Here is a 14,352-nt window from a genome sequence, read left to right on the forward strand (position 1 = left end):
GCGGGGGGCGCAGGCCTTAGTCATTCTAAGGCCAAGCCGCCCAAGGACGCAGATGGCCGTTTGACAGGTCAGCCCTTCGGGGCCGGCATCTGCCGGCGCATCGCGTTGTCGCTTGCCCCTTGCCCCTTGCAGTGAATGACACTGCGGCGGGACGCGCTTCTAGCGCCGCATCCGGCTGATGCCGGCCGCAGCCGCAAATAGTTTGCAGACAGGCCCTAGCTCGACAGAAGGGAGCTTAACCGCTCCCTATCTCTTTCCCCGCTCAAACGCGGTTGTACACCGCCAGATCGTCCTCGGTGTCGACCTCCCCCCACGGACCAGCGTACGGTATCGCGGCAATCGGCACCCGGCCCGCCTGGATGATGCGCTGCAAGGTTCCCGTCATATGCATTTTATCGCGCTGCGCCGGCGCCAATGCCGCCCTCACGCGTTCGGTTTCCGCCCAGCCTTCCGGGGTGAAGCGCAATAGCCCCATATACTGTCCTTCGACTTCCTCGATCGTTTGCGGCTTTTGTCCAATTTCCGCCAACATGCCATCCGGTTTCAAACGAAAGGTTTCCGCATCGACCAGCGGGTCACTGAAGCGCTCCCGCCACAGCGCCAGCCAGCCCGGATCGAAGGTCACTGCCAGGGAAGCGGTGCTATCGATCAGCGATCGCACCGCCGAAGCGTCATAAAAGATATCCGAATAGCTAACGATGCAGGGCGCCTCGCACAGCCACGCGCCGGCACAGGCGAGCGAAGACACCATATTGGTCTCGGCCCAGCGTGGGTTATGAAACCGGGTGACGCCGGGGCGAACCAGCAGCTCCGCGCGGTAGCCGGAAACAATGGCGATCTCATCGATACCTGCTGCGCGCAACGCAGCCAACTGCCAATCCAGCAACGCCTTACCGCGTAGGGTGACCAGACATTTTGGCCGCGCATCGGTCAGGCTCCGCATGCGGCTACCGCGTCCTGCGGCAAGAATGATCGCTTTCATGATGTTTCCACCGTTGGGCTAGGGCCTGTCTGCAAACTATTTGCGGCTGCGGCCGGCATCAGTCGGATGCAGCGCTAGAAGCGCGTCCCGCCGCAGTGTCATTCACTGCAAGGGGCAAGCGACAACGCGATGCGCCGGCTGATACCGGCCCCGAAGGGCTGGCCTGGTAAACGGCCAGCGCAGTTCACAAATAGTTTGCAGACAGGCCCTAGTACTTACAGAATGAACAAATTCAGGATCCGAACAACAGGCGGATACGATCGAGGTCGCGTGTACTCCAGATCGATTCGCGCTCCGGATGCCACATCCAGCCCTCCCAAGGCAGCGTTTGGTGCGCTACCGCCTCGATTCGATTGTCTTCGCTACGCGCCAGCACGCGGCAGTGCGCCGGGCAGTCGATCAAGCCGATGGCATGGTAGCTGTTGGCTTCGCCCTCGATTTCGCCGTGTAACTGGTGCCGGGCACGGACATGGCCGTCAACCGGCTGCAGCTCGGCGCCAAGCCAATGCGCCAACATCTGCATGCCTCGGCAAATGCCGAGCAGCGGCAACCGATGTAACTGAGCTTGCGCCAACAAAAAGCCTTCCGTGTCGTCTCGTTCGGGACAGCGCCCAATATCGTTGCCACCGGATAATACGATAGCTTCTGGACGCACGGCCTCAAACCACGCATACAGTACCGCTGCATCCGCGAGGTTAGGGACGGGTGCCGGCAAAAATCCTGCAGCCAACAGCCAAGCGCCCAACGCCTGATCCAGCGCATCACGCCGCTCCTGCCGCTCGGGATGAATATCCACCCGCTGACTGACAGCGACAACCTTCATGCCAGCACCTCAATACGTCGTCCGGAACAATCGAGAAACAATCGCTTGGCCGCACAGCAGCGCTGATAAAGCTGCTCCCCCGTGCCAATCACCGCCGGCAACCCCAACTCCCCCGCACGGATAGCCATGTGTGAGTTCACCCCGCCCCAGGCAGTCACCAGCCCAGCAATGGGGTAGGCAAACAGCCAGTCGAACCCCGGGTCCGCGTTGGGGATACAGACGATCGCGCCGGCCAGGCGTTGGCGGTCCTCGCTGCCGGCCACCGGGGCAGAGGCCTGCTTCTGCGTAATGAAATTCGGCGCCGTTGCCGGCCACTCGAAAGCCCAGACGTCGTCCGGCGTAGCAATGAGCGGGGGCAGCGACACCGCCAGTGTTTCGCGATAGTGCTGCTTGCCCTGTTCGATACTGCGAAGCAACATTTCTCGAGGATCGACCGCGGCGATATGCAGCTCTTTGAACACGGCGATATCGCAATACGCCAGTTCTTCACGCTCAAACCCCCAGCGACTACCGCATTCGGCGATCAAGGCCAGTGCGTCCGACAAATTGCGCGTGAAATGAAACTTGGCCAGCTCCCTCAGCTCAATCCCCGCTTGCAGGAAATCAAGCAAGCCGACCGGATCGGGATGCAGACCATGATGATCCAGTAGCTTCACGATCTCGCGCATTTGCGGCAGGGTCAGCGAGAACGGACGCAACGGCTCGGGAGGCGCTATTTTTTGCGTCCAATCGAAATAGCGCTCGGGCGCCTCGTCATAACGCGGGGACAGCAGGTCGTAAGTGCCGGGCCGCAGGTGCCCGTAACGGGCGAGAAAAGTCGCTTTGTCCAGGGTGGCGCGGTCACGGCCCAACTGCCCACTGACGGTTGACACTCCCCCCATGAAGGCATCGTAATCCGCCTGGGAAAACACGCCGGCGGATACCAGCGATTTGAGCATCTGCACGGCAACAAAGCCGGCCCGCGCCAAGCCGGCAAACGGCAAGGTCCCATAGCGCTTCGCGTCTTCCAGCAACCAGTAAATGCGCTCCAGCGGGTCGGCACTCGTGCGCATCAGCTCTTCGCGACGCGACTGCAGTGTTTCCAACTTGGCAGCGTCCTCGCGCCAAAGGCCTTCCTTGGGATGGACGATGCGGTTGGTCAATCGTCGCAGGCTATCCGCTACGCTTTTGCATTCATCCCGGGTGAATCCGGCTGTTTCGAGACGCTGCAGACGGGAAGGTAGATCTAGGGTATAGCAGGAATACACGATTTCGAATTCGACCTTGTCGTGCAAGGTCGGCTCGGCCAACAGCCGATCGATGTAATGATCGACCAGACGCCCGGCCAGCCCTTCGTCCAAATCGGCAGGAATGAAGGAATTAAACGACAGGCGCACATCGATATAGGGCAATCCGAAAAAATGCGGCATCAACGGGAAGCTGCGCAGATTGCGATAACCGTAGTTGTGGCGCTGATAGGCCCAAATCGCATCCGTCACCAGCTCTCGATACAACGACAAGGCCAGCGGCTTGGGTCGGATGCCGATGATTTCAGCTGGATTCCAGTCGGGCATGACCCCATATACGGTACGGCTGCCCATCAAAAACGGATACGGCTGCATGCCGCGCGCAACTTTGTCGTAAATCCGATTCAGGCGCTCGGCCTGAGCGGTATCGTTTTCCGGCGCGCGCGGCAGAATCAGCGGGCGCGCCTGCAACAGCCACAGTTGCTCCCCCGCTGCCTCCTCGGTCACGGCAAATTCGCAGTCCACCGGCTGCTGCCCGAACAAATCCAGCAATACCTCCAGCAACGCCACCACGCCCGACAGTTCGACTGGCGCGACTACCGGCGAACAGGCCGCCTGTTGCCAGACGCGGCCACTGCGACCGCCAGTAATCGCCGCGGTGTCGGCGCCCTCAACCCAATTGATCACGCGATAGGGTGCACAGGTATTGGGGTCGTGCGAAAAAGCCACACCTGAGCGCAACACATTGCGCAACATCGGTTGAATCAGCACTTCATCCTGCGCGCCGGCCTCGCCATAAGCGGCAATCACCTGCATCACCGCAGGACGCAAATTCTCCGAGGCGACATCGGGCAGCGACAAGAAGGCGCCAGCGTTGGACTGCTCGGCATTATCCTCCGCGCGGCAGCTAGAGCGTACAATCCACGGCCCCGCATGCGGCAACGAGGCCACGCGCGCCAAACACATTTCCGGCGCCGCGCGCCACTCCTCCACCGTGAAGTATGCCAACGGCGCGATACGTGCCATGGACAGACGGTCTTGTAGGCAGTGCAGGGTTCCCGCCTTGGTGGAAAAACTCAAGGACATGGTCGAGGAAGTTCCCCAGCGAAAGAATTAAGTGGTGAATGCCGCCGTATATCGTATACGCCACATCCTACACAACATAGCGTACTTAGGCATGGATTTTGCCCTTCAGGTCATCGCAACTGGGCAACCCAGATATTAGTAGAGTATGGGATCTGAATCACCGGTGTATTTAGGCTCTGCAAATAACTCTCGATAGCCGCCACCACGTCGCCGAATGCCGCTCCCGCTTGACGCTCCAGGGTCGCATGCGAACGCCAGGCCTCCACACACTCCTCGATACGCTGTTCGTGCATCACACGTGAATCAATATGTACCACCGGACCGAATAACCCACAGGCGTCGATGACAGCTGTCTGGTCTTCCCGGCGCGTACCGTAGCCGTAGCCCGACACTCGATCCTTGATGATGGTTTCGATTTGCGCCTGAATCGGATCGTCCAGTTCGCGGTGATTCCACATGCAGGCAAACCAGCCGCGCGGCTTGAGGATACGGGCGGTTTCCTTCAGTGCTTGCAGGCGATCGCACACGTTGAACGAGCTACCGAACGTCACCATGTCGAAAGCATGCGAGGCCTGCTCCGTCGCTTCCCCCGTTCCTTCATGCCAACGGACATTAGCGAATTTTCCGGTACGCTTGATACCATTTGCACGCATGGCGTTGTTCGGCTCAACCGCAACGACGTCCAGTCCGCGAACAGCCAGCATCAATGTCAAGTGCGCGACTCCGGCGCCCACATCACAGAAACAGTCACCCTTTTCTGTGCCGGCAATCGAAAGCATGGCGTCGATAGCGGCATCGGCGTAGTCTGGACGTTTCAGATACGCATCAGCCAACGTCGTGTAATCCCATTCAGTTTTCATACGTTGTCTTTCTGTTCAGGCGATTCAATAAATCGTCCACCAGCACAGCCACGGGCCGTCCTGAGTCAAATTCCACCGTCCAGTCAGCGTCCTCGGGTTCGTCGATCGGCAAGTCTAATCCAGCAACGTGGGTCAGTTCGCCTGCATCGAAGCGACGATAAATACCTTTGGGGTCGCGCCGGCGAAGTTCCTCAAGCGGCACGTTCAAGTAGACCTCGAAATAATCAGGCAAATGGGCGCGGTTCCAGGCATGCACCTCGCGGAACAACGAAATCGTTGCAATAACCACCACCTGCCCTTGCGCGGCAATAACGCGGCATAGCCGCGCATACTGCATAGCCAACGACAACCGGCCCGCACGACCGTGGTTTTGCGCAGTTGCAGCGACCGCCATGAAAACCTCTCTCAGCTCATCGCCATCAAGCAATACCACCGGCTCACCGCATGCTCGCAGTCGAACGGCAAGCGCTCCTGCGAGCGTGGTTTTCCCTGCACCTGACAGCCCAGTAATCCAAATCACCCGGCCTTTTTTCATTGACTGTCTCTTATCCCGCACAGCGAATTCCCTCTTCGAATATCACAGAGCGCGTCATTGGCCATTGTGCAGGAAGTCACGCTGCGTCACCACACTGAAAACAATATTTCGAAAATGACGCCCATTCCATTTGCCACGCCATACTGACCAAGTGGACAGGTCATGAGATTTGGCAGTACCGTGTCATCGCCACGCCTTGTAAGGCATTTTTTTCGGAGACACAATGCCGTCCGCCCCCCATGCTACCGAACAAGAAGCGGAAGAAGTTCGCGTCGCTGCTGATTTCGCCTTTGTTCTTCCACGCCCGGAGTTTTCAGATTTCATCGGCCCGATCCTTGCTTTGCTGCGAGGGGCCGGTTACCAATGCATGCTACTGGGCCCCTATGAGGCCCAATCACTCATTCAAGACTGCCAGGCAGGCCGGATAAGGCCCCCGACGGTGGTGGTCAGTCCCAATGAAGGCGAATATATCTCGGGGTTCGCCGGCTCGAAAAAAGTCTTGCTCGGCCATTCCTTTTTCATTCGCGACACTATCCCCTCGCCGATTGAAATGGGCGCCGATCACTATTTCGAATTCGACTACTTTTTCGCGCCATCTACCTTTTATGCCGAATGGACCATTCGCGCGTTGTACGATGCCAACTATGTCGGCTTGGGTTATGCCAATGCAATGGACCAAGGCATCACCAAATATGTCATCCCCGGCGGTTATGCCAAGGCGCTTCCGCCACCTCGCGCACCCGGCGGCCCTCGCCCGGCGCAGCCGCTCATTCTCTATGCCCCGTCGGTGTACTCTCCCGAGCATACCGGTCACCGCTTCCATCTGGACGGTAGTGAGATCCTATTTTCGCTCGCGCGCACCTTCCCACATGCCCGCATCGTGTGCCGGCCGCACCCGACGGATCGAGACCACGACTATGTGCGGCAGATGATGGCCTTATTCGCGGCTCAGCGCATGGACAACATCACGTTCGATTTATCCAACACCCCCTCCCCGACTTTGTATGCGGACCCGGACGTGCTGCTCACAGACATGTCCGGATTCGGCTTCGTCTATGAAATGCTCACCCGCCAACGGCCGATTTTTTTCATTCCAGAAGACGAATGCACCAAACACCCTCGTTTCAGTGCACTAACCTGTCAATTCGGTCGCCTCGTGCACAACGTGCAGCAATTGCTGGGAGTGGTTCAAGCGCAGTTGGCCCAACCTGATCTGCTCGAAGGGGGTGCCGCCTCACTGTTCGACAGCGTATTCGCCTTGCCGTACAACACGGTAGACGCACTCATGGCCGACCTGATTCGCATTCTGAAGGGAGAGCGCGGCGAACACTGGATCAACCTGCCAGTGCGTTATAGCGCAGGGAGATAACTCGAAGCCGGGAAAACCGGGGACCGTGGCACGCCACAGGGCGCATCCCTTAGGGCCGACGGCCCAGCGTCACCCGGTCCAACCCCGCCAAATCGGGCAGCGTCTCCACCTCGACGAATCCTTGTGCCGCCAACAGCGCGCGCATCGCTTCCCCCTGATCGTAGCCATGCTCGACCATCAGCCAGCCGCCAGGCGCGAGCCGCGCGGGCGCGCCGGCAGCGATCTCACGCAGGCACGCCAAACCATCGCCGCCGTCGGTCAGCGCCAGGCGCGGCTCGAAACGCACATCGCCCTCGTCCAAATGATGGTCCGACGCCGCAATGTAGGGCGGATTGGACACGATCAACTGAAAACAGCCGCCGGGCGGCAGCGGCGCGAACCACGACCCTTGCAGGAAATCCACCCGCGCGCCGAGCCGCTCGGCGTTGCCGCGCGCCACCGTCAGCGCCGCGGCGGACACATCGACGGCGCTGACGCGCCACGACGGCGCCTCCAGCGCCAGCGTCACCGCGATGGCGCCGCTGCCGCAGCCCAAGTCGAGCACCTCGGCAGGCTGGTGCCCCACGCGCGCCAGCGCGGCCTCGACCAGGTGCTCGGTTTCGGGCCGGGGAATCAGGACATCCGGCGTCACCGCGAACGGGCGGCCATAAAACTCGCGCATGCCCAGCAAATAGGCCAGGGGTTCGCCCGCCACGCGGCGCTCGGCCAGCGCGCAAAAACGCGCGTAGACGTCGGACGCCAACACACGCTCCGGATAACCGACGATACGGGCATGCGTCAGCTCGGGCACGACGTGCATCAACAGCAAGCGGGATTCGAGGCGCGGCAGCGGATAGGCCGCCAACGCCGAGGCAATGGTCGTCATAAGGCTCAATCAGGCAAATCGGCGTAAGGCATGCGCCGCAGGATGATGCGCGTCTTGCGGCCGAGGCCGGGCGCGTTGCGATGGTCGTCGTAATAGCGCGGGTTAGGCACCATCGCCGCCAGTTTGGCGGCCTGCCCTGCGCTCAAGCGCGCGGCCGAGGTGCGGAAATAATAGTGCGAGGCGGCCTCGGCGCCGAAGACGCCGTTGCCCCACTCGATGACGTTCAGGTAGATCTCGAAGATGCGGCGCTTGTCCATCACCCCTTCCAGCATGACGGTGATCAGTGCCTCCTCCGCCTTGCGCCAAGGGGTGCGCTTATCCGACAGGAACAGGTTTTTCGCCAGTTGCTGGCTGATGGTCGAGCCGCCGGCGACGATGCGCCCCTTCTTCAGATTCTTCTCAAACGCCGCTTCCATGCCATCCCAGTCGAACCCCACGTGATCGACGAATTTGGCATCCTCGGCGGCAATCAGCGCGCGTTTGAGATTGGGCGAAATCTGTTGGTAGCTCACCCATTTCTGACGCAACTCGGCCTGCGGATCGTCTTCCTGCAGCTTGGCCAGTTGTTCGTTCATGAACGCGCTCGCCGACGGATTGTGCGTGCGCCAATAGACGATATGGCCAAAAATCCACAGGTTATATAAGGCAAAGGCGGCCACAAGGACCGCCAGCAATTTGCTGATCAACCGCATCGTCAGGCCAGGAGCTCGCGCAGCATATTGGTGACCTTGCGGGTTTCCGGTTTCACGCCGTGCCAGATAAAGAAGGATTCGGCCGCCTGCTCGACCAGCATGCCCAGGCCATCGGCCAGCATGCCCGCGTTTTCCGATTGGGCGCGCTGCAAGAACAGCGTCAGGCCGCTGCGATAGACCATGTCGTAGGCCAGCGAGCGCGCGGTGAAGATGCCAGGCGGAATCGGCGGCAGCTCATGGCTCAAACTGGTCGACGTGCCGTTGATGACGATGTCGAAATGCTGGCCGGCCAATTGCTCGTAACCGACCGCGCGGCAACGCCCCAAGCCCAATGCCTCGAAATGGTGCGCCACGGCTTCGGCCTTGATCAGCGTGCGGTTGGCGATGGTGACCGATGCCGGCTTCTCTTCCAGGATCGGGCCGAGCACGCCGCGCACCGCACCGCCGGCGCCCAGAATCAGCACGCTCTTGCCGGCAATCGGGAAGTCGAGGTTTTCGACGATATCGCGCACCAACCCGATGCCGTCGGTGTTGTCGCCGTAGACCTTGCCGTCGCGGAACGTCAGCGTATTGACCGCCTCGGCCGCGCGGGCCCGGTCGGACAAATCGGTGGCGAACCGGTAGGCGTCGCCTTTGAACGGCAGTGTGACGTTCAACCCGTTGCCGCCGGTTTTGACGAAGGCAGTGACCACATCCACGAAACGGTCGGTGGCCGCCTGCAGGCGTTCGTACCGGATCGCGCGGTTCTCCGCCCGGGCGAACTCGGTGTGAATGTAGGGCGACTGACTATGGTCTACGGGGTTACCGATGACGGCGTAACGTTCGGTCATGATCTGCTTTCTGAAAATCCGGCTCCTGCGGTGTCCGCTACTTTAGCCTTGAAGGGCGATCCACATCAATAGATTCAGCCCTGCACCCAGGGCAAGCCGTGCATTTTCCAGCCGTTGACGTGACCGCGCTGGCTCATGCCGTCCTTATCGCCCTCGAAGCCTTCCAGAACGTTGAAGACCGCGCCGAACCCCGCCGCCTGGGCCGCGCGCGCCGCTTCGTCCGAGCGCACGCCGGAGCGGCACATCAGCATCAGCGTGGCATCCTGCGCCACCTGCTTTTGCAATGCCGGCACGAATTGCGGGTTGGGCTGCATGCCGGGGAAAGTGCGCCATTCGACGCATAGCGCATTGGGCACCATGCCGACGAACTGCCATTCGGCGGCGCTGCGCACGTCCACCAGCACCGCCGTGGGCAGATGCTGCATCAAGTAGTACGCCTCCTGCGGCAGTAAAGCGCCTTGATACGGCACACCCAGCGCCGCGCCGCGCGCCGCCGCCTGTTGCAAAATCGTCTGCGTCTGATCCATCGCGCCCCTTCCCGCCCGCCGGCTCAAAATATGACAGAGCAATTATCCTGCGCGCGCCGCGCCATGGCAACGGTGTTCACAAACGGGCACGTAACGCATCATTTTGGTGCATTTCTCCGGCGCGAGCACTAAAATGGGTCGGGCAAATTCATGACAACCGGCTATTGGGAGTGCCGAACAAGGCCGCGCCAGTGATCCAGGGCCTGGCACACTTCATGCTATGAGAGACGTCATCGACATCTCAACAAGCATCACATTGAAGCAGGTAGCCTAATTAGGAGATCAACATGGCGGTTGCAGACGTAGTGAAACTGATTCAGGAAAACGACGTGAAGTTCGTTGACCTTCGCTTTACCGACACCCGCGGCAAAGAACAACACGTAACCATTCCGGCGCATGTGCTCACCGAAGACGCCGAAGATTGGTTCGAACGCGGCCACGCCTTTGACGGCTCCTCGATCGCCGGCTGGAAAGGCATCCAAGCTTCCGACATGCTATTGATGGCTGACCCGGCCACCGCCAAGATCGATCCGTTCTTCGACGAAGCGACGATCTTCATGACCTGCGACGTGGTCGATCCGGCCGACGGCAAGGGCTATGACCGCTGCCCGCGTTCCATCGCCAAGCGCGCCGAAGCGTACCTGAAGGCAACCGGCATCGGCGACACCGCTTTCTTCGGTCCGGAACCCGAATTCTTCATCTTCGACTCCGTGACCTGGGGCGCCGACATGTCCGGCTGCTTCGTCAAGATCGAGTCGGAAGAAGGCGCATGGTCGTCGGCCGAGAAATTCGAAGGCGGCAACACCGGCCACCGCCCGGGCGTCAAGGGCGGCTACTTCCCGGTTCCGCCGGTCGACTCCGCGCAAGACATGCGTTCGGCCATGGTGCTGTTGCTGGAAGAATTGGGCGTGCCGGTCGAAGTGCACCACCATGAAGTCGCCACCGGCGGCCAGAACGAAATCGGCACCAAGTTCTCCACGCTGACCCAGCGCGCCGACTGGACCCAGATCCTGAAGTACGTGGTGCACAACGTGGCGCACAGCTACGGTAAGACCGCCACCTTCATGCCCAAGCCGATCGTCGGCGACAACGGCTCCGGCATGCACGTGCACCAGTCGATCTGGAAGGACGGCCAAAACACCTTCGCCGGCGACGGCTATGCCGGCCTGTCCGATACCGCGCTGTACTACATCGGCGGCATCATCAAGCATGCCAAGGCGCTCAACGCCATCGCCAACCCGTCGACCAACTCGTACAAGCGTCTGGTGCCGCATTTCGAAGCGCCGATCAAGCTCGCCTACTCGGCCAAGAACCGTTCGGCCTCGATTCGCATCCCGTACGTGGCCAGCACCAAAGGCCGCCGTCTGGAAACCCGTTTCCCGGACCCGATGGCCAACCCGTACCTGTTGTTCTCGGCATTGCTGATGGCGGGTCTCGACGGCATCCAGAACAAGATCCATCCGGGCGACGCGGCCGACAAGAATCTGTACGATCTGCCGCCGGAAGAAGACAAGCTGATCCCGACCGTGTGCTTCTCGCTGGACGAGGCCCTGGCCGCGCTGGACGGCGACCGCGAGTTCCTGACCCGCGGCGGCGTGTTCAGCAACGAATGGATCGACGCCTACATCGAGCTGAAGACCCAGGAAGTCACCCTGACGCGCACGACCACGCATCCGGTTGAGTTCTCGATGTACTACAGCCTGTAATCGGCGCCGCGCCCGGGTGCGGTTGACCCAAAACCCGCTCTCCCGTCAGGGGGGCGGGTTTTTTTCCGACAGCGCCCGGATGAACGCACCAAAACAGTGCATACTAGGAACGGGATGCCCCGTTCTGAAACCCGCCGTCAACGAAATCGCCACCGCCATGACCGGATCTGATCTCACCCCGCCCGGCTTTGCCGGACTCGAACTGCTCGATACGCCGGTGCTGATCGTGCGCCGGAACGGTGAATTGATCTTCGCCAATCCGGCCTGCGAGAACTTGCTGGGCCAGGGGTTGCGCGAACTCTTGCGCCACCGCGTCGCCGACCTGTTCCTGCCTAGCGAACCGCTGAACCAGGCGCTGGCCACCGCCTTCGCCCATAACGCCAGTTACATCGAGCACGATCTGGCGCTGGTGACGGCGCAGAGCGCCCAACCGCTGCACGTCGCGCTGTCGGTCACGCCGATCGACGCCGGCGCGAACCAGGCGCTGATCGAACTGCGCCCGCTCGACCAGCAACTGCGCATCGTCAACGAAGAGCGACGCTTGCTGCAGCATCAAGCCAACCGCGAACTGATCCGCAACTTGGCGCATGAGATCAAAAACCCGCTGGGCGGCATTCGCGGCGCGGCGCAACTATTGGAGCACGAGCTGCAAGACCGGCCCGAGCTCAAGGAATACACCGAGGTCATCAAGGAAGAAGCGCTGCGGCTGCAATCGCTGGTCGACCGCATGCTGGCGCCGCACCGGCGCCACGTGTTCACCGAAGTCAATATCCACGAGGTGTTGGAGCGCGTGCGCAGCATCGCGCTTGCGGAATATCCGCAGGGCTTGCTCATTCAGCGCGACTACGACGTCAGTCTGCCGGCGCTCGTCGCCGACAAGGAGCAACTGATCCAGGTGGTGCTGAACATCGTCAAGAACGCCATCCAGGCGATGAAGGGCCATGGCAAGGTCATCTTGCGCACCCGCGTGGCGCGGCAAACCACCCTGGCCAGAAAGCGTCACAACCTGGCACTGAAATTGCAAATCATCGACAACGGCCCCGGCATTCCGGAAGACATCCGCGATCATCTGTTCTATCCGCTGGTCACCGGCCGGGCCGAAGGCACCGGGCTTGGCCTGACGCTGGCCCAGGCCTACGTCCATCAACATGGCGGCAGCATCGAGTTCGAATCGCAGCCGGGACAAACCTGCTTTACGGTCATGCTGCCGTTCACACAAGAACAAACACACGCCACCGCACCGGGCGCGCAAGGAGAAGAACGATGACGGTTTGGATCATCGACGACGACAAGGCCATCCGCTGGGTCTTGGAGAAAGCGCTGGCGCGCAGCGCCATCGACTACCGCAGCTTCGCCAGCGCCGACGACGCACTGAACATGCTGGACGACGACCAGCCGCAGGTCGTCATCTCCGATATCCGCATGCCCGGCACCGACGGGCTGAGATTTCTCGCGCGCATCAAGGAGCGTCACCCGCAGTTGCCGGTGATCATCATGACCGCCCACGCCGACCTCGATTCAGCGGTATCGGCCTTCCAGGGCGGGGCCTTCGAATATCTGCCCAAGCCGTTCGACATCGATCAGGCGGTCGAACTGATCGAGCGCGCGCTGGCCGAGGCCAGCCGGCACGAGAACGGTCCGGCGCCGCAAGTTGCCCTGCCGGTGCTGCTGGGCCAGGCGCCCGCCATGCAGGACGTGTTCCGCGCCATCGGCCGCCTATCGCAATCCACCGTCACCGTGCTGATCACCGGCGAGTCCGGCACCGGCAAGGAGCGGGTCGCCGAGGCGCTGCACCAGCACTCGGTGCGCGCCGGCCGGCCGTTCATCGCGCTCAATACCGCCGCCATTCCCAAGGATCTGTTGGAGAGCGAGCTGTTCGGCCATGAAAAAGGCGCCTTCACCGGCGCGCAGGCGACACGGCGCGGCCGCTTCGAGGAGGCCGAGGGCGGCACGCTGTTTTTGGATGAAATCGGCGATATGCCGACCGAGCTGCAAACCCGGCTGCTGCGCGTGCTGTCAGACGGCCACTTCTACCGTGTCGGCGGCCACACGCCGATCAAGGCCAACGTGCGCGTGATCGCCGCCACGCACCAAAACCTGGAGGAGCGGGTGCGCACCGGGCAGTTTCGCGAAGACCTGTTTCACCGCCTCAACGTCATCCGCCTACGGCTGCCGCCGCTGCGGGAGCGCAGCGAGGACATTCCGCTGTTGACCCAGCACTTCCTGGCCAAGAGCGCGGCGAGTCTCGGCGTCGAGCCCAAACGGCTCAGCCAGCCGGCGATGCAATGCGTGGTCGATTACGATTTTCCCGGCAACGTGCGCCAGCTGGAAAACCTGTGTCAGTGGATCACGGTGATGGCGCCGGGACAGACGGTGGAGGTCTCCGACCTGCCGCCGGAATTGAAGCACCCGCAAAGCGGGGCGTTGACGAGCGCGTCAGCCGCGTCCGCCGCCGCGGAGACCGACTGGACCCGCGGCCTGTCGGCGGAAATCACCCGCCGGCTGGAGGCGGGCGAAACCGGCATCGCCGACGATCTGACGCGCCGTTTCGAGGCCTGCTGCATCCTGGCGAGCCTCGCGCATACCGCCGGACGCAAGATCGAGGCGGCGCAGCTGTTGGGCTGGGGCCGCAACACGCTGACGCGCAAGATCCAGGAGCTGGGTTTATGACGGCTAGGCCGGCGGCGCCGCAGGCAACCAGAAACGTAGCCGGTTTTTGCCGGCGCGCTTGGCCAGGTACATCGCCTCGTCCGCCTGACGCAACAGCGCGGCGCCGGTGAGCGTCGGCGACATGCCGGCGCGCAGGGCGACGCCGACGCTCGCGCTGATCTCGCCCGCCATGCCGTTCCCC

The 14,352-nt window shown here is 61.6% G+C and carries 13 protein-coding genes; 4 read left to right on the forward strand and 9 right to left on the reverse strand.

The window, feature by feature from the left end; all coding sequences use genetic code 11:
- Positions 1-262: 262 nt before the first annotated feature.
- The 5 genes from JOZ06_RS13140 to JOZ06_RS13160 all read right to left on the reverse strand — a co-directional run bounded on the left by JOZ06_RS13140 (position 263) and on the right by JOZ06_RS13160 (position 5,533).
- On the reverse strand, positions 263-982 hold the full coding sequence (locus JOZ06_RS13140) for a phosphocholine cytidylyltransferase family protein (RefSeq protein WP_293233136.1): 720 nt from the start codon (positions 980-982) through the stop codon (positions 263-265).
- Between the two features lie 232 nt (positions 983-1,214).
- Complete coding sequence (locus JOZ06_RS13145; RefSeq protein WP_293233138.1) at positions 1,215-1,805, reverse strand: gamma-glutamyl-gamma-aminobutyrate hydrolase family protein; 591 nt, start codon at positions 1,803-1,805, stop codon at positions 1,215-1,217.
- Positions 1,802-4,117 carry a PEP-utilizing enzyme gene (locus JOZ06_RS13150; RefSeq protein WP_293233140.1) on the reverse strand — a complete coding sequence of 772 codons (2,316 nt, stop codon included), beginning with the start codon at positions 4,115-4,117 and terminating at the stop codon, positions 1,802-1,804. The genes JOZ06_RS13145 and JOZ06_RS13150 overlap by 4 nt, the downstream gene beginning before the upstream one ends.
- 110 nt (positions 4,118-4,227) lie before the next feature.
- Positions 4,228-4,977, reverse strand: coding sequence for a methyltransferase domain-containing protein (locus tag JOZ06_RS13155; protein WP_293233142.1), 750 nt, complete (start codon positions 4,975-4,977; stop codon positions 4,228-4,230).
- Positions 4,967-5,533 (reverse strand): adenylyl-sulfate kinase, encoded by a 567-nt coding sequence (locus JOZ06_RS13160; RefSeq protein ID WP_366814799.1) that lies wholly within the window; start codon positions 5,531-5,533, stop codon positions 4,967-4,969. Before JOZ06_RS13160 ends, JOZ06_RS13155 begins: the two co-directional genes overlap by 11 nt.
- A 202-nt stretch (positions 5,534-5,735) precedes the next feature.
- Here JOZ06_RS13160 and JOZ06_RS13165 point away from each other — a divergent pair, with 202 nt between their 5' ends.
- Positions 5,736-6,881, forward strand: a complete 1,146-nt coding sequence (locus JOZ06_RS13165) for a hypothetical protein (RefSeq protein ID WP_293233146.1) — start codon at positions 5,736-5,738, stop codon at positions 6,879-6,881.
- Between the two features lie 49 nt (positions 6,882-6,930).
- Here the strand turns inward: JOZ06_RS13165 and prmC are convergent, their stop codons facing one another.
- The 4 genes from prmC to JOZ06_RS13185 all read right to left on the reverse strand — a co-directional run bounded on the left by prmC (position 6,931) and on the right by JOZ06_RS13185 (position 9,795).
- Complete coding sequence (gene prmC, locus JOZ06_RS13170; RefSeq protein ID WP_293233148.1) at positions 6,931-7,746, reverse strand: peptide chain release factor N(5)-glutamine methyltransferase; 816 nt, start codon at positions 7,744-7,746, stop codon at positions 6,931-6,933.
- Between the two features lie 5 nt (positions 7,747-7,751).
- The gene (mtgA, locus tag JOZ06_RS13175) at positions 7,752-8,438 is read right to left on the reverse strand and encodes a monofunctional biosynthetic peptidoglycan transglycosylase (protein ID WP_293233150.1); all 687 of its coding nucleotides are present in this window, start codon (positions 8,436-8,438) and stop codon (positions 7,752-7,754) included.
- Positions 8,439-8,440: 2 nt separating this feature from the next.
- A complete protein-coding gene (gene aroE, locus JOZ06_RS13180) occupies positions 8,441-9,268 on the reverse strand; it encodes a shikimate dehydrogenase (RefSeq protein ID WP_293233152.1) in 828 nt (275 codons plus the stop codon).
- A 74-nt stretch (positions 9,269-9,342) separates the two neighbouring features.
- Positions 9,343-9,795 (reverse strand): rhodanese-like domain-containing protein, encoded by a 453-nt coding sequence (locus tag JOZ06_RS13185; RefSeq protein WP_293233154.1) that lies wholly within the window; start codon positions 9,793-9,795, stop codon positions 9,343-9,345.
- Positions 9,796-10,082: 287 nt separating this feature from the next.
- Between JOZ06_RS13185 and glnA the strand changes: the two genes are divergently transcribed.
- From glnA to ntrC, 3 genes are all read left to right on the forward strand, one after another.
- Positions 10,083-11,501, forward strand: a complete 1,419-nt coding sequence (gene glnA / locus JOZ06_RS13190) for a type I glutamate--ammonia ligase (RefSeq protein WP_293233156.1) — start codon at positions 10,083-10,085, stop codon at positions 11,499-11,501.
- Positions 11,502-11,658: 157 nt separating this feature from the next.
- A complete protein-coding gene (gene glnL, locus JOZ06_RS13195; protein ID WP_293233158.1) occupies positions 11,659-12,768 on the forward strand; it encodes a nitrogen regulation protein NR(II) in 1,110 nt (369 codons plus the stop codon).
- Entirely contained in the window at positions 12,765-14,171 is a 1,407-nt protein-coding gene (gene ntrC, locus JOZ06_RS13200; RefSeq protein ID WP_293233160.1) for a nitrogen regulation protein NR(I), read from the forward strand. The genes glnL and ntrC overlap by 4 nt, the downstream gene beginning before the upstream one ends.
- The last annotated feature ends 181 nt before the right edge of the window (positions 14,172-14,352 follow it).

This window comes from Paludibacterium sp., assembly GCF_019232825.1.
GTDB lineage: Bacteria > Pseudomonadota > Gammaproteobacteria > Burkholderiales > Chromobacteriaceae > Paludibacterium.